General features: G+C 33.9%; 15 protein-coding genes. 10 read left to right on the forward strand and 5 right to left on the reverse strand.

What is annotated here, in order from left to right:
* Positions 1–36 precede the first annotated feature (36 nt).
* From BW939_RS05835 to BW939_RS05875, 9 genes are all read left to right on the forward strand, one after another.
* Complete coding sequence (locus BW939_RS05835) at positions 37–1,056, forward strand: WD40/YVTN/BNR-like repeat-containing protein (RefSeq protein ID WP_076450740.1); 1,020 nt, start codon at positions 37–39, stop codon at positions 1,054–1,056.
* 79 nt (positions 1,057–1,135) lie between these two features.
* Positions 1,136–2,032, forward strand: coding sequence for a sialate O-acetylesterase (locus tag BW939_RS05840; RefSeq protein WP_084566608.1), 897 nt, complete (start codon positions 1,136–1,138; stop codon positions 2,030–2,032).
* 100 nt (positions 2,033–2,132) lie between these two features.
* Positions 2,133–3,491, forward strand: coding sequence for an oxygen-independent coproporphyrinogen III oxidase (gene hemN / locus BW939_RS05845; protein ID WP_076450742.1), 1,359 nt, complete (start codon positions 2,133–2,135; stop codon positions 3,489–3,491).
* 425 nt (positions 3,492–3,916) lie between these two features.
* Positions 3,917–6,808: a protein translocase subunit SecD gene (gene secD, locus BW939_RS05850; RefSeq protein ID WP_076450744.1), complete on the forward strand. Its 2,892-nt coding sequence runs from the start codon at positions 3,917–3,919 to the stop codon at positions 6,806–6,808.
* A 140-nt stretch (positions 6,809–6,948) separates the two neighbouring features.
* On the forward strand, positions 6,949–8,166 hold the full coding sequence (locus BW939_RS05855) for a TCR/Tet family MFS transporter (RefSeq protein ID WP_076450746.1): 1,218 nt from the start codon (positions 6,949–6,951) through the stop codon (positions 8,164–8,166).
* A 61-nt stretch (positions 8,167–8,227) separates the two neighbouring features.
* The gene (locus BW939_RS05860) at positions 8,228–8,563 is read left to right on the forward strand and encodes a Sec-independent protein translocase subunit TatA/TatB (RefSeq protein WP_076450747.1); all 336 of its coding nucleotides are present in this window, start codon (positions 8,228–8,230) and stop codon (positions 8,561–8,563) included.
* The gene (locus tag BW939_RS05865; RefSeq protein ID WP_076450749.1) at positions 8,563–9,132 is read left to right on the forward strand and encodes a phosphatase PAP2 family protein; all 570 of its coding nucleotides are present in this window, start codon (positions 8,563–8,565) and stop codon (positions 9,130–9,132) included. The genes BW939_RS05860 and BW939_RS05865 overlap by 1 nt, the downstream gene beginning before the upstream one ends.
* The gene (locus tag BW939_RS05870) at positions 9,129–9,950 is read left to right on the forward strand and encodes a tetratricopeptide repeat protein (protein WP_076450751.1); all 822 of its coding nucleotides are present in this window, start codon (positions 9,129–9,131) and stop codon (positions 9,948–9,950) included. The genes BW939_RS05865 and BW939_RS05870 overlap by 4 nt, the downstream gene beginning before the upstream one ends.
* Before the next feature lie 40 nt (positions 9,951–9,990).
* The gene (locus BW939_RS05875) at positions 9,991–10,446 is read left to right on the forward strand and encodes a tRNA (cytidine(34)-2'-O)-methyltransferase (protein WP_076450753.1); all 456 of its coding nucleotides are present in this window, start codon (positions 9,991–9,993) and stop codon (positions 10,444–10,446) included.
* 94 nt (positions 10,447–10,540) lie between these two features.
* Here the strand turns inward: BW939_RS05875 and BW939_RS05880 are convergent, their stop codons facing one another.
* Positions 10,541–11,014, reverse strand: a complete 474-nt coding sequence (locus BW939_RS05880; RefSeq protein ID WP_076450754.1) for a 23S rRNA (pseudouridine(1915)-N(3))-methyltransferase RlmH — start codon at positions 11,012–11,014, stop codon at positions 10,541–10,543.
* Positions 11,015–11,186: 172 nt separating this feature from the next.
* Here BW939_RS05880 and BW939_RS05885 point away from each other — a divergent pair, with 172 nt between their 5' ends.
* A complete protein-coding gene (locus BW939_RS05885; protein WP_076450756.1) occupies positions 11,187–12,209 on the forward strand; it encodes a YihY/virulence factor BrkB family protein in 1,023 nt (340 codons plus the stop codon).
* Between the two features lie 310 nt (positions 12,210–12,519).
* Here the strand turns inward: BW939_RS05885 and BW939_RS05890 are convergent, their stop codons facing one another.
* The 4 genes from BW939_RS05890 to BW939_RS05905 form a co-directional block, all read right to left on the reverse strand.
* On the reverse strand, positions 12,520–14,724 hold the full coding sequence (locus tag BW939_RS05890) for a RelA/SpoT family protein (RefSeq protein WP_076450758.1): 2,205 nt from the start codon (positions 14,722–14,724) through the stop codon (positions 12,520–12,522).
* 119 nt (positions 14,725–14,843) lie between these two features.
* The gene (locus tag BW939_RS05895; RefSeq protein ID WP_076450759.1) at positions 14,844–15,209 is read right to left on the reverse strand and encodes a hypothetical protein; all 366 of its coding nucleotides are present in this window, start codon (positions 15,207–15,209) and stop codon (positions 14,844–14,846) included.
* A gap of 665 nt (positions 15,210–15,874) precedes the next feature.
* A complete protein-coding gene (gene acs / locus BW939_RS05900; protein WP_076450761.1) occupies positions 15,875–17,782 on the reverse strand; it encodes an acetate--CoA ligase in 1,908 nt (635 codons plus the stop codon).
* 283 nt (positions 17,783–18,065) lie between these two features.
* Positions 18,066–19,958, reverse strand: a complete 1,893-nt coding sequence (locus tag BW939_RS05905) for an AMP-binding protein (RefSeq protein WP_076450763.1) — start codon at positions 19,956–19,958, stop codon at positions 18,066–18,068.
* Positions 19,959–19,994 lie beyond the last annotated feature (36 nt).

Below are 19,994 nucleotides of genomic sequence, written 5' to 3' on the forward strand. Positions count from 1 at the left end.
CGTGCGGAATTTTTTTTTTGATTAATTTTGAGTATTATGAAAAAACTATTGATCACAGCAAGCATCATAATTTCCATGTTTTCATTCGGACAGAAAATTGAAAGTTTTGAAACAATTCTTAATGACAAAATCAGCATAAGAGCTTTGGAATTATATGACGGTAAAGTTTGGTACAGCGGTACAGATTCTAAATTTGGGTATGTAGATTTAAAGAACAAACAAAATAAAGAACAAATCAAAATTTCAGATCAAAATTTGCAATTCAGAACTTTGGCTCAAGATAAAGATGCTTTTTACGCCATCAATATTGAAAGTCCGGGGTATTTTTTCAGAATAGATAAAAAAAAATTAAGCCACAATGTTGTATTCCAAGACACTGTGAAAACAGCGTTTTACGATGCTTTACATTTTAGTAAGAATAAATTTTTTGCTTTTTCAGATCCTGCAGAAAATTTAAATTTAAAATTAATTGATTTTAAATTTATAAAAGGAAAATTTCAATTACAAGATTATTCTTACTTAAAAATGAACACTGGCGAGGCTGCCTTCGCATCAAGTAATACAAATATTGCTTCGTCTGATAATTATGTTTGGATAGCGACCGGAGGAAATTCATCTAGAATTATTAGACTAAATCTTAAAAACAGCAAGTTAGAAGCTTTCAAAACACCTTTCATACAAGGGATTTCATCACAAGGTATTTATTCTATTGATTTTTCGGGAGACAAATTCGGAATTGCTGTGGGGGGAGATTATACCAAACAAAATGAAAATATAGACAATATTGCAACCTCTACAGACGCTGGTAAAACTTGGCAAATTCAAGCTTCCGGAAAAAATGCAGGTTATACAACTTGTGTGAAAATAAAACCCAATTCTAAAGGAAAAGAAATGGTTTCTGTAGGAGATCAACACATTAGCTATTCATCAGATTTTGGTAAAACTTGGACTAAAATTTCTAGCGAGAAAGGCTTTTATGTCTGCAAATGGGTTGATAGCAACACTGTTGTTTTTGCAGGAAAAGATAAAATCTCATTAATGAAATTAAAATTTTAATTGTTTTAGATACGGCATATCTTTTCAATTGAAATAGAGTTTAAAATGTATTAAAAATTACCTTTGATAAAATTTTCACATGAAAAATTTAAAAATATTTCTATTATTATTACTTCCTACTTTTTTTTATACTCAGAAAATAAGGGTTTTCGTTTTGGCGGGGCAGTCTAATATGAATGGTTTTGGTTACAATAAAGATCTTCCGAGTAATTTAAGAGCATTTAAAGATGTTTATATTTTTCAAGGAAACTCTGTTGCAGACGGAGAAATAAATGGTGGGATTGGGTATTGGGATGTCTTAAAACCGGGTCACGGAACAGGATTTAAATCAGATGGAAAAACCAATACCCTTTCAGACAGATTTGGTTTAGAACTTACTTTTGCAAAAAAGATGCAAGAGTTTTTTCCAGAAGATAAAATTGCGCTGATAAAATATGCCAGAGAAGGAACTTCCATAGATAGTCTCGCTGCAGGGAATTTCGGTTGTTGGGATGCAGATTTTAACGGTAAAAAAGGAGTAAATCAATATGATCATTTTCTTACTACTTTAAAAAATGCGTTGAAGGAAAAAGATATAGACAAGAATGGTAGAGCAGATGAACTCATCATGTCCGGGATTTTATGGATGCAAGGTGAAGGTGATGCAAGCTATAATGAAGAAATTGCCAATAATTATTATTCACATTTAAAAACTTTGATGAACCAGATGAGAGCCGCTTTGCTTACCGATGATTTGCCCGTTGCTATAGGGAAAATTTCAGATTCAGGAAAAAATAATTCTGGGAGAGTATGGGAAATGGGAGAGTTGATACAGTTTGCACAAGAAAAATTTGTAAAAAATGATCATCATTCTTCCATCATTCGATCGACTAAAAATTACAGTTATGGCAATGATCCTTGGCATTACAACAGTGCTGGATATATAGACTTAGGAGAAAAATTTGCAATAGAAGTATTTAGACTGATTACAAAATAAGAAATCTTCGGAAAGCCTAACATTTGTCATTCTTTGTATATCATCATTAATGAGTAATTTTGCATATCTGCCTTAATGGCGGTATGCAAAAATTTTTTACATGAATTCTTTAGTTGATAAATATAATATTCCCGGACCTCGTTATACGTCTTATCCTACCGTTCCTTATTGGGATGAAAACAGTTTTTCTCCAGAACAATATAAGGAAACGGTAATTAAATCCTTCAATGAATCTAATTCTGAGGAAGGAATTTCAATTTACATACACCTTCCTTTCTGTGAGGCTTTATGTACTTTCTGTGCCTGTCACAAAAGAATTACCAAGCAGCATAGCGTAGAAATTCCGTATTTGGAATCTGTCTTAAATGAATGGAATTTGTATTTAAATCTTTTTTCTGAAAAACCAAAACTGAAAGAACTCCATCTTGGTGGAGGAACACCTACATTTTTCTCACCCGCAAATCTTAAAACTCTACTTGAAGGAATTTTTGAAACTGTAGAAATTGCCGATTATCCAGAATTTTCATTTGAAGGCCATCCGAATAACACAACCAGAGAGCATTTACAAACTTTGTATGATATTGGTTTCAGAAGAGTAAGTTTTGGAGTTCAAGATTATGATCCTAAAGTTCAAAAAGCAATCAATAGAATCCAATCTTACGAAAAAGTGAAGGAAGTTACTGAATTTGCTCGTGAAATAGGATACCGAGGTATAAGCCATGATTTGGTTTTTGGTCTTCCTTATCAAAATTGGGAAGCAATGGAAAATACAATCCGCAAAACAATGGAATTGAAGCCAGACAGACTTGCTTTTTATTCTTATGCCCATGTTCCGTGGGTAAAAGGGGTAGGACAGAGAGGTTTTGATGAAAATGACCTTCCAAGTGGAGATGAGAAAAGACGTTTGTATGAAGACGGAAAAAAACTACTCGAAGATTTAGGCTACATAGAAGTTGGAATGGATCATTTTTCGCTTGCACACGACGATCTTTACCAATCTATGACCCAACGCAAACTTCATAGAAATTTTATGGGCTACACTTCTAGCAAAACACAGCTCATGGTGGGCTTGGGTATGTCTGCTATTTCAGATTCTTGGTTTGCATTTGCCCAAAATGTAAAAACGGTGGAAGAGTATCAGAAAATGATAGCGCAGGGAGAAATCCCTGTTGTGAAAGGCCATATTTTGAATCAAGAAGATCTCGCTGTACGTCGTCATATTTTGAATTTGATGTGTCAGCTTGAAACTGAATTTACCGAGACGAATTCTTTTCCAGAACTTCAAAATTCACTTGAAATGCTTTCTGAGATGCAAAAAGACGGCCTAGTTGAAATCTTTGATGCCAAAGTGAAAATTACTGAAAAAGGCAGGGCTTTTACAAGAAATGTTGCAATGGTTTTTGATCTCAGAATGATGAGGAACCAGCCTGGAACCAGAATTTTTTCAATGACGATATAATACAAAGAGTGATTCTATAATGAGTCGCTCTTTAAATTTATTTCAATACAATTTTCAGACTATAAGACTTAAAATCTCCATTCTTAAGAATTAAATAGTATAGGCTTTTGTAATCTCAAAAAGTGCTATAAAACCTGAAGCAAACACTTGTAAACAAATGTTTTGATAAGGTAATACTGATCAGCAAAAAATGCTGTCTGAAAAAAATGATTTTCTCATAATAATTTAGATTTTAGCCTTTTATTTTTTGATGAAATTCTGCCACAATTCAATTAGTGATAACAAAAGTTTAGAGGAAGAAATTTTCAAACTATCATTTAACCTCGAATTTATCTGAAAATAAACGATTTCTATTGTTAAAAAGTCAAAAAAAATACAATAAAATTGTTATATTTGCCGACTTAATTTAACGTAGTAATAACAAAATGCAAGGAAAAGGACTTATTACAATTATTGCTATTGTCCTCGGGTTGATTTGCTTAAACGAGCTTATACCAACCTGGTACGCCAGTAAAATTGAATCGCAGATAGAAGCTGCGAAAGGGAACGAAAAGGAAATCAAGAGGATAAAAGAGCAGACTCTTAATCTTGGTTACACGGAGCTTACGTATGCTAAAGCCAAAGACAAGGAAATGAAATTGGGTCTCGATCTTAAAGGTGGGATCAATGTTCTTTTGGAAATCAACCAAAGAGATTTGGTAAATGATTTAACCAATTTTTCAACAAATCCTGTTTTAATTGAGGCTTTAAACAAGACAGACGAAGCACAAAAAAATTCAACAAAATCTTACATCGACAATTTCTTTGATCAGTTTGATGCTGTAAACAAAGCAAAAGGTGCAAATCTTAAATTGGCAGATTCGGAGATTTTTGGTAATACCAATCTTAATATCCCGTACAATGCGACTGATGATCAGGTGAAAAGTATCGTAAAAAAGAGAATCGATCTTTCTGTAGGTACCGCTTTTGAAGTAATCAGAACGAGAATTGATAAAATTGGAGCCGTTCAGCCAAACGTACAAAGAGTACCGGGTACTGCAAGAATTTCTGTGGAAATGCCTGGTATGAAAGACATCGATAAGGTAAAAAAAATGCTTCAAACTTCTGCAAAACTCCAGTTCTGGGAAGTGCAGCAAGCGCAAGAAGTTGTACCTTATTTTCAATCTTTAAGCACCATTATCTCAGCTAAAGGAGATTCTATCGGTATTTCTAAAAATACGGATTTGATGAAACTTCTTCAATTTGAAAAATTGCAAGCAAATGGAGTAGGAAATATTAAACTTACAGATACCGCTGTCGTAAATAAAATTTTAAACAGCAAATTAGCTCAGTCTGTAAGACCGGCTAACCTAAAATACACTCAGTTTATGTGGGGTTACAAGCCAGAGGCAACTTCGCCAAATGATCTTGTACTTTACGCAATCAGAGGAAACATCAATCAAAAAGCACCGGTAGACGGAGCTGTGGAGACTGCAAGTATTGGATACGACGATCTTAGTAGAGTAGTTGTAGATATGCAGATGGATTCTAAAGGAGCTAAAGAATGGAAGACGCTTACAGAGAAAAATGTAGGAAGACCCGTAGCTGTAACTTTGGACGGAAATGTTTATACAGCACCAAATGTTGTTAATGCAATTCCAAATGGTAGAACTCAGATTTCAGGAAACTTCTCACAAGAAGAAGCTAAAGAATTGGTAGATGTATTGGGTGCTGGTAAGTTGCCTGCAGGAGCAAAAGTGGTTCAAGCAACCCAAGTTGGTCCATCATTAGGTGAAGAATCTATCAACGCGGGGATGATCTCATTTGCAATAGCATTCCTCATCATCATTGTTTACATTATTTTCTATTACGGTGGAGCGGGTATTTATGCAGTAATTGCAATGGTAATCAACCTTTTCTATATCTTCGGAATTATGGACTCTGGTGACTTTACTCTTACGCTACCTGGTATTGCCGGTATGGTGTTGACGATGGCGATGGCCGTAGATACCAACGTAATCATCTATGAAAGAACAAAAGAAGAACTTTTTGCAGGAAAAGGAATTTTCCAGGCATATAAAGACGGTTTCAAACATGCTTTGAATGCAATTATTGATGGTCACTTAACGACTTTATTAACTGCTGGTGTATTATTCTTCTTCGGAACAGGTCCTATTAAAGGATTTGCTATAACTTTAGGAATTGGTATCATCATGACTTTGTTTACATCTGTTGCATTGTCTAGAGTAATGATTTTCTCAAGATTAGAGAAAGGAAAAGGATTGTCTGTTTGGACGGCTCCTACAAAAAATCTTTTCAGAAATACTTGGATTGATTTTATCGGAAAAAGAAAAATTGCTTACGGAATCTCAGCTGTCTTAACGGTGATCAGTTTAGTTTCAATCTTTACAAACGGGTTCAGATACGGAATCGACTTTACTGGAGGTAGAGATTATATCGTAAGATTTGATAAAGATGTTAACGCCAATGATGTTGAAGAAAATTTAGCAAAATTATTCAAAACTCAAGACGGTAAAAACTCTTCTGTAGAAGCTAAAACATTTGGTAACAACAGACAGTTGAAAATCTCAACAGATTATCTTTTCGAAGATGAATCTTTGAAAGCAGATCAAACTATTGAAAACAAACTTTTTGAAGGGCTAAAATCTGATCTTCCTGCAAAAATTACATTTGAAGAATTCAAAGCTGCAGACAAAAATAAGCCTGGTATTATTTCATCTGAAAAAGTAGGTCCTACTGTTGCTGATGATATCCAAACACATGGTATTTTGGCCGTAGTAGCTGCTTTGGCAGGTATCTTCATTTATATTTTAATAAGATTCAGAAAATGGCAGTTCTCACTAGGTGCTGTTGTTGCACTTTTCCATGATGCAGTGATTATTTTGGGAGCTTACTCATTGCTTCACAATTTCATGCCGTTCAATATGGAAATCAACCAAGATTTTGTTGCAGCTATTCTTACAGTATTAGGTTATTCAATTAATGATACAGTAATTATCTTCGACAGAATTAGAGAATACTTGAGAGAGAAAAAATCTGTAACCTTAGCTGGTTTATTTGATGACTCTATTTCAAGTACTTTGGGTAGAACTTTCAATACTACATTTACTGTATTACTGGTAATTCTTGCAATCTTCATTTTCGGTGGTGATAACCTTAAAGGATTTATGTTTGCATTACTTATAGGTATTGGTTTTGGTGCTTATTCATCTATATTCATTGCATCTGCAATTGCGTATGACTTCTTGAAAACAGGAAAAGAAGACGAAGTACACGGAAAATCTACTACAGATAAAGAAGTATTGGCTTCAAAATAAAGTGAACTACAATTAAATTATACAGACCGCCTTTTTTAAGGCGGTCTTTTTTATTAAGATGAATTTATATATTTATTTACATTCAATATAAATGAAAAATATGACATTTTACCTTTTTATAATTTACTAATTTTGCGCCTATGGAAAAATCAAAGAAAAGCGCGGCTATAGGTTTTATTTTCGTCACCCTTCTTATTGACGTTATCGGTTTGGGAATTATCATTCCTGTAATCCCGAAACTAATAGAAGAGCTCATTCACGGAGGGATCACGGAAGCAGCAAAATACGGAGGCTGGCTTGCATTTGCTTATGCTTTTACCCAATTTATTTTTTCTCCTGTAATAGGAAATTTAAGTGACAAATACGGAAGAAGACCTATTATTTTAATTTCTCTTCTTGGTTTTGCAGTTGATTACATTTTTCTGGCTTTGGCACCCAATATTTGGCTGCTTTTTTTAGGAAGAGTAATTGCAGGTATTACCGGTGCAAGCTTCACTACCGCAAGTGCATATATTGCTGATATTTCCACAGACGAAGACCGTGCAAAAAACTTCGGATTGATTGGCGCTGCGTTTGGGTTAGGGTTTATTGTTGGGCCACTTTTAGGCGGTGTTTTAGGGCATTTTGGTGCAAGAGTTCCTTTTTATGCCGCGGCAGTTTTATGTTTAATTAATTTTCTTTACGGGTATTTTATTCTTCCCGAAAGTTTAGATAAAAGCCAAAGAAGAGAATTTGACTGGAAACGTGCAAACCCTATAGGCTCATTGAAGTTTTTGATGAAACATCCTGAATTATCAGGACTTGTGGTGAGTTTGTTTTTGATTTACATTGCTAGTCATGCAGTGCAAACCAACTGGAATTATTTTACCATGAGTGAATTCAAATGGGATGAATTAATGGTTGGGATATCTCTAGGAGTTGTAGGGCTTCTTATCGCTCTCGTTCAGGGAGTTCTTATAAGGTACACAACTCCAAAATTGGGAGAATACAAAAGCATTTACATTGGCTTAGCACTTTATGCAGTGGGAATGCTGCTTTTCTCATTTGCCACAGAAGGGTGGATGATGTTTGTAATATTAATTCCCTATTGTCTTGGAGGTATTTGCGGTCCGGCATTACAATCTGTAATCTCTAAAAATGTTGCACCTAATGAACAAGGTGAACTTCAGGGAGCTTTAACGAGTTTAATGAGCGTTACAGCGACTATTGGCCCACCTTTAATGACTTATCTTTTTTATCATTTCAGTGAAAAAAATGCAGCATTCAGATTTCCGGGAGCACCGTTTTTTCTTGCATTTATGTTGATGTCCGTAAGTGTTGTAATTACTTATTATGCTTTCAAAGAAAAAAAATCTTAAAATATATTTAAATTTAATTTGAAAATAAAGTTTTATATCTAATGTTTCGTATTTTTACAAAATGGAATTAAGCATTGGTGAAATGGCGCTTATCGTATTAGCGATCGTTGTTCTTTTCGGTCCGGATAAACTTCCGTCTATTGCTCGCGACCTTGGCGCAGGTGTGAGAAAAATGAAGGGTGCAGTAGATGATATCAAAACAGAAATTATGAAAGAAACAGATAATCCTGTTTCAGATATTAAAAAAGAAATTGATAGGATAAAAGATGCTGCAAAAGATTTTAATCCAATGAAAAATCTAGATGAAGAATTGAATACATCACCTAAAGAAGCTACTGATAAACCTTTAATAAAACCTTCTGAAGATGAGACTTACGAAGGACCTGTAAGCAGATAATGGAAGAAATTGTTTTAGAAGACAAAGAAGTTTTTCTTTACCTCAATAATTTGGGAAGCCAACCATTTGATCCTTTTTGGGAACTTATTTCCGAGAGATTCATTTGGATTCCTCTTTATGTGATTTTATGTTATTTGCTTTACAAAAATTTCAGGCTTAGAGCATTTGTTTTTATTCTTATTTTTGTTGCGATAGGGACTACAGTGTCTGATCAGGTAGCAGGTATTTTTAAACATGGATTTTTAAGATTAAGACCATGTAAAGACCCTTCATTACAAAAATTGATGAGAATTGTAGTTACTCCTGGTAGCGATTATGGTTTTTATTCTGCCCATGCTTCCAATACATTTTTTCTTGCAACCTATCTAAGTATTTTGCTTAAAAAAAACATAAAATGGATTCCTTATTTTCTTTTTTTCTGGGCAGCCACTGTGTCTTACAGTAGAATTTATTTAGGTGTTCATTTCCCAGGAGATGTTTTGGTAGGTGCGTTTGCAGGATCTTTGGTGGGAGTGATATTTGCTTTGCTCGCAAAAAAAGTGATCAACAAACAAACCCAATCTCAATGACAGCAAAAATATTTTTATTAGGTACAGCATTACTTTCACTGAACTGTATTAATGCTCAGGATAAAAAGATAGCGGAAGATTGCATGATCAAAAATGATTATGTATGTGCTGAAAAACAGTATCAAATTCTAGCTGATAAAGAATTGATACAGAAATTTAAATCAGATTATTACATTCAACTTGGGACGGCGCAGCGAAGGCTTGGGAAAACTACTGCTGCCTTCAAATCATATGAATCTGCTTTAATTACCAACCCTCTTTCTGTTTCTGTTTACGAAAATTTGGCATCATTACACAACACAAAAGGTAGTCGCCCAAAAGCTTTAGAATATGTCAATTCTGGGCTTAAAATAGAAGAGCAAAACGCCAATCTTTATCTTTTGAGATCCAAGATTTATGATAATATGGGAAAAAAGGACTTGGCTTTGAAAGACTTGAATTACATTCTTACATTTGCGCCAGAAAACTTATTTGCAAAAACAAGTATGGCCACACTTAAGAGACGTTCTGGGGATCTTGAAGGCTCACTTGCAGATTACAACAAACTCCTTGCCGAGCGTCCCGAATCTCTTTTGTATAACGGAAGGGCAGAGGTTTATCTTCAAATGAAAAAGTATAAAGAAGCATTATTAGACGTCAACAAATCAATTTCTATTGATTCTAAATTTTCTCAATCATACGTCACAAAAGCCAATATTTTGTTTGAAACTACAAAAACCAAAGAGGCGTGCGATAATTTAAACAAGGCCATTGCACTTGGTTATGAGAAATCTTTATTGCCTGATTACAATTTGAAATGTATCAAAAAAACGCAATAAAATCTGAACTTATTTATTTTTTCAAATTTCAACCATATTCATGCTAAATATTGTTCTTGTAGAACCTGAGATCCCCAATAATACGGGTAACATCGGCAGACTTTGTGTAGGTACCGAAAGCAGATTACACCTCATTCATCCCTTCGGATTTACTATTGATGATAAAAACCTGAAACGTTCTGGCTTAGATTATTGGGTGCATCTTGATGTTTCAGAATATAGTAATGTAGAAGAATGGATGAAGGTAATTCCAGATAAATCACGTGTTTTCTTGATGAGTTCTCATGCCAAAAAATCGTATTTAGAAATAGATTTTCAAGACGGCGACTGGCTTGTTTTCGGGAAAGAAAGTGTGGGCTTGAGCGACAATGTTTTACATCTTTTTGAAAATCATTTAACGATCCCGATGTCAAACCTTATTCGGAGTTTTAATATTGCAAATTCTGTTGCATTCGTAGTAGGAGAGGCAAAAAGACAGATTAATCTGAAAAATTAATTCGTAAAATCTCGCAGTATTTTCAAAATCTTAATAAATTATGATGTAAAAATAGTAAGTCTAAAATCTTACATCTGAAATCTAAATATCTATTTTAATCATTATGATAAGGTTTTCCCTGCAAAATTTGATCTGCACGATACAATTGTTCTACAATAAATAAACGAATCATTTGGTGAGTAAAGGTCATTTTAGACAATGCTATTTTTTCGTTGGCTCTTTCATAGATTTCATCTGAAAAACCATACGCCCCACCAATTAGAATATGAACTTTTTTCACTGAAGTATTCATCCACGTATCTATTTTTACAGAAAACTCGCGGCTAGAAAACTGTCTTCCTTTTTCATCAAGCAAAATAACCAAGTCTGTTTTGTCAATATGATTAAAAAAAAGCTTAGATTCTTCTTTCTTGAGAAGATCTGAAGTAAGATTTTTGGCATTTTTCACATCCGGAATTTCAGTGATTTCAAAATTCCAATGTCTTGGAAGTCTATTGAGATAATAATTGATGAGTGAATTGATTTCTTTGTCATCCGTTTTTCCTATACAGAGAAGTGAAATTCGCATTGTTAATCTTTTTTAGGCTGCAAAGATATTTATTTTGATTCAGACTTTGTTAGGCGTAATTTTTGAAAATCATTTTAATTGTTTACTTTTACCTTTAAACAAGGTTTAAATGTTTTACAGTCTGAAATTCTGATCAACAATCGTATTTCAGTTTTAATAGATTAAATTTAAAATGGCTTTTAAAACTCCCGAAGTAGTCCTGAGGATTCAAAAATTTTTCGATGATATTCACATTCCATTGCTTGGGATTTCTCTTTGGGAAATGTTCCAGATTTACTTCGCTGGTGTGTTCAAAGACAGGATTGGCAGAAAAGCAGCAGGTATTTCTTGGAATTTTACGTTAAGTCTTTTTCCTTTTATTCTGTTCCTTCTTTCGGTTTTGCCTTATATGCCACATTACGATAAGCTTCAGTTTTATATTTTTGAAATTTTGATGCATAATATTTTCCCTAGTAATATTGAAAATGATGTGAGATCTTATATAGAAAACAATATTATTCCAAATATGAAGGGAATTAGTAACCTTACAATTCTCATCGCCCTTGTTTTTGCTACCAATGGAACATTTGCTCTCATTAGCGGATTCAACGAAAAATCAGAAGAAAAACTGAATGATGTAAAAGAGTTTATACTTTCATTTTTTATTACAATTGGGTTTGTAACCATCGTATTTCTGGCACTTTTTGGGGTTTACTATGTAGAAGTTGTGATGAAGCTCTTTACCCCTACATCCAATATTTCGTGGCTTGTAAAAAATCTATCTAAAATAATTGGTTTTGTTTCATTTCCTGTGTTTTTCTTTTTGCTTTTGACTTTGTTTTATTGGTTGGGAACAGTGAAGATTATAAGATTCAGACAAGCGATTCCTGGCGCAATTCTTACAACCGTTTTGTTTGTTGTAACTACCTATTTTTTTACAATTTACATTAAAAATATTGCTCAGTACAACGTTTTATACGGTTCCATCGGATCTATGATTTTACTCATGGTTTGGGTAAACGTAAATGTTTATCTACTGCTTTTTGGGAATGAATTGAATATGGCTTTAAGAAAACTCAGAGTTGAAAAATTATTGGCCGACGAACTCAAAAAAGAAGCATCACAATATACTCCTGAAAAACAAGAACCCAATTTGGAAGGTGATGAAGACCATATTAGAACAATCATTATTGAAACTAAAAATAATGATGAGTGATTTTGAAAAAAGCTTTACCAATAATTATCTTCAGACAAAATTTTTATTTATTTTGAATTTAAATTTAACACAAATATTCTAAAACTGCTGTAATTGCTTAATCTCTTTATACAGAAAATTTTACCTCATCCCGAAAATCAATTTTATTTTAAAAGAGAATAAAGAAATAAATAGCTGTATTGTGGGACTTAATTACTTTCAAAAAGCCCCACGATTATTACAAAAAATGCTTAAAAGAAGTAGTTTAAATGATGAATAATCAGCTTATAAAAACTTTTTATTTATTTACATTAAAAAATCCAAATTCATTTTACATTCTCCGCACTCTAGAAATTCCGTTGATATCTTTAAGTTTTTTGAAGGTTTCCTCAAGTTGGCCAGTATGTTTTACTTCGAGATTAATATTTCCGGTGAAAATACCATCGTTAGATTCTATCGACATGCTTTTCATATCCATCCCCATTGCACCGCTTATTACGGTGGTAATATCGTTAATCATCCCCATTCTGTCTAGCCCCTCGATCTCAATTTTCACTCTATTTTTAAAACTTTCTTCATTCACCCATTTAGCAGGAATTACACGGTAATCATATTGGGCTCTGAGGTTAATAGCATTGGGACAAGTATCGCTATGTACCTTTATTCCTTCTGAAATGGTAATGAAGCCAAAAATTTTATCTCCCGGAATTACGGTGCAGCATTTAGCATAAGAATAATTGAGTTTTTCTTCATCTTTTCCAAAAACAATCATGTCGAGATTCTGTTCTTTCGGCTCTTCATAATGTACATTTTTGGTAGGAGACTTTCTGAATCTTGAAAGCAGATTGTTAAATACATTTTTACTTTCAATATACTTCCTTAAACTACTTACATCCAGCTCATTGGTCTGAAATTTCAAAAATAATTCTTGTGAAGTTTTAAGATTGAAAAACTTTTGTAATTTATTGATTTCTTCATCATTAAAATTAATTTTTGCGTGACGAAGTTTTCTCTGCAAAATTTCTTTTCCTTCTTCTACAAGTTGATTTTTCTGAGAATTTAGAAAACCTTTGATTTTAGATTTTGCTTTTGATGTAATTACAAACTCCAGCCAATCCGCTTTTGGTTTTTGGTTTTGAGAAGATAAAATGTCGATTTGGTCGCCATTTTGAAGTTTATAAGAAATAGGCACCAGCTTGCCGTTAATTTTTGCTCCGAGACACTTCATTCCTAAGTCTGAGTGTACAGAAAATGCGAAATCTAAAGCGGAAGCGTTGGTTGGAAGAATTTTAATTTCTCCTTTAGGTGTAAAAACAAAAACCTCTTTTGAGTAAAGATTGAGTTTAATATTGTCTAAAAGCTCTGAAGTAGTGAGATCCTGCTGCTGTTCTAACACGTCTCTGATTTCAGTAACCCATTTTTCAAAATTACGGTCTTCAGTACTTTGTTTGTATCCTTCTTTATATTTGTAATGTGCAGCAACACCTTTTTCGGCGATATCATCCATTCTTTCGGAACGTATTTGAACTTCAATCCATTTTCTATCTGGTCCTAAAACTGTGAGGTGTAAGCTTTCGTAACCTGTAGAGCGTGGCTGGGTAATCCAGTCGCGCATTCTAGAAGGATTTGAGTGGTAAACATCTGTAACGATAGAATATATTTTCCAAGCGAGAAATTTTTCGTTTTTTGCATCAGATTTATAGGTAATTCTTATGGCATAATTATCAAAAACTTCTTCAAAAGAAACACCTTGCTTTAGCATTTTTCTATAAATAGATGAGATTGCTTTTGCTCTTCCTTTGATGTTGAAATTCAGACCCTCATCTTTTAATCTTACGGTGACTTCGTTTTTGAATTCCTCGATGTATTTTTCCCGGGATTCTTTTGCAAGTTCCAATTTTGATGTGATCTCATTATAAATATCCGGATTGTTATATTTTAGCGAAAGATCTTCAAGTTCAGATTTTATATTATACAAACCAAGACGGTGTGCCATTGGAGCGTAAATATAAACTGTTTCTGAAGCAATTTTTTTCTGCTTATCTGGCGCCATGCTTTCCAACGTTCGCATGTTGTGAAGTCGATCGGCAATTTTGATTAGAATAACTCTGAAATCTTCTGAGAGTGTAAGAAGCAGTTTTCTGTAGTTTTCAGACTGTACAGAAATATTCTGATGATTCATGATCGAAATTTTGGTAAGACCATTTACTATCTCAGCGATTTTTGCTCCAAAAATTTTCTTCAAATCTTCAAAAGTATAATCAGAATCTTCAATTACATCATGAAGTAAAGCACAAGCAATGGATGTTGCTCCTAGGCCAATTTCTGTAGCTACAATTTTGGCTACGGCAATTGGGTGGTAGATGTAGGGTTCTCCGGATTTTCTTCTTTGGTCTTTGTGCGCATCCAAAGCAATATCAAAAGCCTTTCTTATCAATTTGTTGTGTTCTTCATCTAAAGTACGGTACGTATTAGAAATCAGATCTTTATATCGTGCGAGAATTTCTTTATTCTCTTGTTCAAGGTCATAGCTCATTTTTCGAAGGCTTAGTTCTAACGAAAATACGAAAAATAAATGCAGTTATCAATCCTAAATAATAAAAATCCGCAGTTTTTGGCTGCGGATTATGGTTATTAGTTTATGAAATAATTTTTTTAAAATTTCACTTCAGAATCCATGCCTTCTGTGGCACCTTTGAATTTTAAATCCGGACTTGCGTGAATCTCAGTTTTGTTTTTAGTATCTATATATTTTTTTACAATTGGATAGGATGCTTCACCTATGCTCATGTTGTCAATTACGTAAGTTTTTAATACAGAATTTTCACCAAAAACTTTACGTGCTTTAGCTTCATCTGCTTGATTTGTGATTTGCACACTCGTCATGTATGGTAAGTTGTGATGATCTTCTGTAATATATACAATATAGTCTTCATTTTGAAAACCTGCCATTTCCAGCTCAATTTCGAGTCTTCTATAGTCGCTGTGTTTTTGAAAAACACCGGTAATAATTGTAGGCATAGTTTTATTTGTATTGGTTGGTTAAAGATAATACATATTTCTTTATTGTTGATGATAATTTAATTAAATTTTAAATATTTTATTTTATTTTTAATATTTTAAATAAATTTATGAAATTATTAATTATTTACAATTGCTGATTCATTTTAATTTATGCCCTATTTCCTTATTTGCTATACCCTCCATTTCTTCATATAACTTTAAAAGACCCAAGGTACCTTTTTCACCATAGTCGTAGATATTTTTCTTTTTCCGTTATCAAACATAATTTCAATTTCTCTTGATGGGCGGTCTGCGCAAGTAATAGAATATCTTTCCTTTAGTTTATTAAAATTAATTTCTGTAAGATGATTTTTAATCTTTTTAAAATGTAAAATATTATTTCCAAAATAGTTTCCCTCAAGATTTTTGTGAGCGTTTGATTTAAGAATTATTGAGTCATTCTCAAATGTCAGCTGATATTTGATTCCAAGAGCATATCCTCCATACTGCGTTAAAATTATTTTTCAATAGTGTGTGTTTTGATCAAATTTTGTATGTTCTGTCAACTCATTATTTTTAATCATTAATGTGTCATATTTAATTAAATTAACTTTATTACAAATGTTTTAAAGAAAAAAGCCTGTCTAAAAACTAAACAGGCTCTAAATTATTTAAAAAAAAAATTAAATTCTCTCATTTTTAATTTCCTCTACAATTTCAGGATTCAAAAGAGTAGAAGTGTCTCCGAAATTCGAGAAATCACCTTCAGCAATCTTTCTTAAAATTCTACGCATGATTTTTCCGGAACGCGTTTTCGGAAGCCCCGAAACAAACTGAATTTTATCCAATTTAGCAATCGGACCGATTTGATCTGAAATCAATTGATTAATTTCTTTTTTCAGATTATCTTTTTGTCGACTTTCTCCAGATTCTTTTAAAATTACAAAACCATACAATGCACTTCCTTTAATATCGTGAGGGAAGCCTACAATTGCAGACTCTGCCACGGCCGGATGCTCATTGATGCTGTCTTCTATTGGTGCGGTTCCTAAATTGTGACCAGAAACAATTACCACATCATCCACACGACCTGTAATTCTGTAATAACCCACTTCATCCCTCAAAGCTCCGTCACCAGTGAAATATTTTCCCGGAAATGCGGAAAAATAGGTTTCTTTATACCTTTGGTGGTCGCCCCAAATCGTTCTGGCAATTCCCGGCCAAGGAAAACGGATGCAAAGATTTCCTGTTACCTGATTTCCTGTGATCTCATTGCGTTTGTCATCCATCAAAACAGGTTGAATTCCTGGTAAAGGAAGCGTAGCATAAGTTGGTTTTGTAGGCGTAACAAATGGAATAGGAGAAATCATGATTCCACCGGTTTCGGTCTGCCACCAAGTGTCTACAATTGGGCATTTTTTTCTTCCTACATGGTCATTAAACCAGTGCCAAGCTTCTTCGTTGATGGGTTCTCCTACGGAACCAATCACTCGCAATGAGCTTAGATCGTGCTTATCTACCCATTCTGAACTTTCTTTAGCTAAAGAACGGATTGCAGTGGGTGCGGTGTAAAATTGGGTGACTTTATGTTTTTCAATCACTTCCCAGAATCTGTCTGGCTCAGGATATGTTGGGATTCCTTCGAAAATTACGGTAGTTGCGCCATTCAAAAGTGGTCCGTAAAGAATGTAAGAATGCCCTGTAATCCAGCCAATATCTGCAGTACACCAATAAATATCGTTTTCCTGATAATTGAATACATTTTTAAACGTGTACGCAGAATACACCATGTAACCAGCGGAAGTATGAAGCATTCCTTTTGGTTTTCCTGTAGACCCAGAAGTGTACAAAATAAATAAAGGATCTTCGGCATCCATGATGATCGTTACGAAATCGGCAGAAGCTTTTTCGTATAAATCTCCCATCCAGAAATCTCTGCCTTCTTTCATCTGTACTTCGTTGTGGGTTCTTTTTACCACTAAAGTTTTTTCTACAGTCGGACATTTTTCTAAAGCTTCATCAATGATTGATTTCAAATCTAAAACTTTGCTTCCTCTGTAACTTCCGTCTGAAGTAATTAGCATTTTTGCACCACAGTCATTCACTCTAGAAACGACTGCAGAAGCAGAAAATCCTGCAAAAATAACGGAGTGAACAGCTCCTAATTTCGCACATGCCAACATGGTAACTGCCAATTCAGGAATCATAGGAAGGTAGATGCATACTCTGTCGCCTTTTTTGATGCCCATGTCTTTCAAAACATTGGCAGTTTTGTTTACTCTTTCATATAATTCATTGTAAGAGATGTGCTGAGCTTCTTCTTTCGGATCGTTGGGTTCCCAGATGATGGCCGTTTTTTCTCCTCTCACGGCTAAATGTCTGTCTAGGCAGTTTTTGGTAATATTTAGTTTAGCATCTTTAAACCAAGTGATTTTTGCCTCATTCATATCATATTTTACCACTTTGCTCCATCTTTGGTACCATACAAAATTTTGATCTGCCACTTTATCCCAGAATTTTTTCGGGTTTTTGATTGATTTTTTGTACTCTTCAAAGTAGTGCGGTAAATCTTCTATCACATAATTTCTCATACTTTTTCTTTTTAGAATTTATTTGTTTTTTTTAATTTAATTAATGGTTGATTATTTCAACGCAAGGCTCGCAAAAGCTTTTGTTAAGAATTAATCTGAATATATTTCGGTCTCCATAGTGTTTCTGTCAGCAAGAGTGAATTGTTAGATTTTTAATTATTGTACTGACCTATACGAAGACGTTAAAAAAAATGAAAATTTTAGCCGAGTTTCCAAGTTCTGAATTTTTGATTCTTTTTTTTCAAGACAAAAGAGCAGGATACTAAAACTAAATAATTTAAGTTTAATCTAAATTTCTATATTCATTAATTTTCTCTTTAATTTCAGAAATAATCATTTCATCATCAATCGTCGACGGAATCTGAAATTCTTTTCCATCAATGATTGTTCTGATTAACTTTCTTAAAATTTTTCCGGAGCGGGTTTTTGGAAGTCTTTTTACAACCATTACGCTTTTCAGGAAAGCAACTGCGCCAATTTTCTCTCTTACTTTTAAGATGATTTCTTTTTCAATATCTGCTTTAGAAATTTCTGCACCGTTTTTTAAAACAACCGTTGCAAAAGGAACCTGACCACGCAAATCATCATCAATTCCTACCACAGCACATTCTGCAACATCGGGATGGGAGGAGACAATTTCTTCCATTTCGGAAGTTGAAAGTCTGTGTCCCGCAACGTTGATAACATCATCCACTCTTCCTGTGATGAAAATATAGCCGTCCTCATCTTTTATCGCTCCGTCTCCTGAAAAATAGTAGCCTTTATATTGGGATAAGTAACTTTTGTCAAAACGTTCATAATCATTCCAAATTCCCAACATTGCACCTGGAGGAAGCGGAAGTTTGATGACTAAATAACCTTCTTTATGTTCATCTAATTCGTACCCGTTTTCATCAAAAATTTTAATATCATATCCGGGAATTGGTTTTCCTGCAGAAGCCCTTTTGATTTTATAATCTTCATAGCAAGTGAGTAAACCTAACATCGGCGAACCGGATTCTGTCTGCCACCAATGGTCGATTGCGGGAACTCCGATATGTTCCTGAAACCAGTCTAAAGTGGCAACATCACATCTTTCGCCTGCTAAAAACTGTTTTTTGAAATGGCTTAAATCGTATTTTTTAACAAGTTCGCCGTGCGGATCTTCTTTTTTTATAGCTCTAATGGCTGTAGGAGCGGTAAACATTGCGGAAACTTTATATTCAGAAATAATCCTCCAGAAAGTTCCTGCATCGGGAGTCATAATAGGTTTTCCTTCAAAAATAATAGTGGTATTTCTGTTTATTAAAGGGCCGTAAACACTATAGCTGTGACCCACTGCCCATCCAAAATCGGAAGCTGCCCAAAAAGTTTCTCCAGGTTCAATTCCGTAAATATATTTCATAGAAAACTTTAAAGCTGTAGCATAACCTCCTGTGTCTCTTGTGATACCTTTTGGTTTTCCTGTGGTTCCTGAAGTGTATAAAAGATACAGCGGATGATTTGATTCTACTGCTACACAACTTGTAGGTTCTGATTTTCTCACCAAATCTTCATAATCAACAATTCCTTCAAACATTTCATGCTGGTTGTCTATTAATTTTCTGTTGAAGACAATAATGTTTTCCACTTTATCCTGTGCCAGTTCAATTGCTTTTTCAACTAAAGGCAAGTATGGAATTCTTTTGGTAATTTCAATTCCTGCAGTGGCTGTAATCAAAGCTTTAGGTTTGCAGTCATCAATTCTTACAACCAATTCTTGCGGTGCAAAACCTCCGAAAACAACATTATGAATCACACCAATTCTAGCGCAAGCCAACATTGAAAAAAGTGTTTGTGGAATCATTGGCATATAAATCACTACCGTGTCGCCTTTCTGTAATCCTAAAGATAATAGTCCAGCTGCTAATTTTGATATTTCTTCTTTAGCCTGATTGTAGGTGTATTTTATTTTCTGATTGGTAACGGGAGAGTCATAAATAATGGCAGTTTCTTGGCCAAAACCGTCTTCAATATGTTTGTCAATACAAAGATAGCACATGTTCAGTTTTCCATCGGGAAACCACTGGGTATAATTATTTGCATCTTTTGAAATAATTTGTTTTGGAAAATCAAACCATGTAATTTCATGAGCTTGTTCTTTCCAGAATTGCTCATTTTCTTCTATGCTTTTTTTAAATAAATCGTCTGCTTCCATAATATTTTTATGTTTTGTTTTTTTAATACGAATGAT

This window comes from Chryseobacterium piscicola (assembly GCF_900156685.1).
GTDB lineage: Bacteria > Bacteroidota > Bacteroidia > Flavobacteriales > Weeksellaceae > Chryseobacterium > Chryseobacterium piscicola.

Excerpts from the sequence above, each read along its gene's own strand:
- BW939_RS05835 (WP_076450740.1), top strand. The coding sequence starts at position 37 with ATGAAAAAACTATTGATCACAGCAAGCATCATAATTTCCATGTTTTCA.
- BW939_RS05840 (WP_084566608.1), top strand. The coding sequence starts at position 1,136 with ATGAAAAATTTAAAAATATTTCTATTATTATTACTTCCTACTTTTTTT.
- hemN (WP_076450742.1), top strand. The coding sequence starts at position 2,133 with ATGAATTCTTTAGTTGATAAATATAATATTCCCGGACCTCGTTATACG.
- secD (WP_076450744.1), top strand. The coding sequence starts at position 3,917 with ATGCAAGGAAAAGGACTTATTACAATTATTGCTATTGTCCTCGGGTTG.
- BW939_RS05855 (WP_076450746.1), top strand. The coding sequence starts at position 6,949 with ATGGAAAAATCAAAGAAAAGCGCGGCTATAGGTTTTATTTTCGTCACC.
- BW939_RS05860 (WP_076450747.1), top strand. The coding sequence starts at position 8,228 with ATGGAATTAAGCATTGGTGAAATGGCGCTTATCGTATTAGCGATCGTT.
- BW939_RS05865 (WP_076450749.1), top strand. The coding sequence starts at position 8,563 with ATGGAAGAAATTGTTTTAGAAGACAAAGAAGTTTTTCTTTACCTCAAT.
- BW939_RS05870 (WP_076450751.1), top strand. The coding sequence starts at position 9,129 with ATGACAGCAAAAATATTTTTATTAGGTACAGCATTACTTTCACTGAAC.
- BW939_RS05875 (WP_076450753.1), top strand. The coding sequence starts at position 9,991 with ATGCTAAATATTGTTCTTGTAGAACCTGAGATCCCCAATAATACGGGT.
- BW939_RS05880 (WP_076450754.1), bottom strand. The coding sequence starts at position 11,014 with ATGCGAATTTCACTTCTCTGTATAGGAAAAACGGATGACAAAGAAATC.
- BW939_RS05885 (WP_076450756.1), top strand. The coding sequence starts at position 11,187 with ATGGCTTTTAAAACTCCCGAAGTAGTCCTGAGGATTCAAAAATTTTTC.
- BW939_RS05890 (WP_076450758.1), bottom strand. The coding sequence starts at position 14,724 with ATGAGCTATGACCTTGAACAAGAGAATAAAGAAATTCTCGCACGATAT.
- BW939_RS05895 (WP_076450759.1), bottom strand. The coding sequence starts at position 15,209 with ATGCCTACAATTATTACCGGTGTTTTTCAAAAACACAGCGACTATAGA.
- acs (WP_076450761.1), bottom strand. The coding sequence starts at position 17,782 with ATGAGAAATTATGTGATAGAAGATTTACCGCACTACTTTGAAGAGTAC.
- BW939_RS05905 (WP_076450763.1), bottom strand. The coding sequence starts at position 19,958 with ATGGAAGCAGACGATTTATTTAAAAAAAGCATAGAAGAAAATGAGCAA.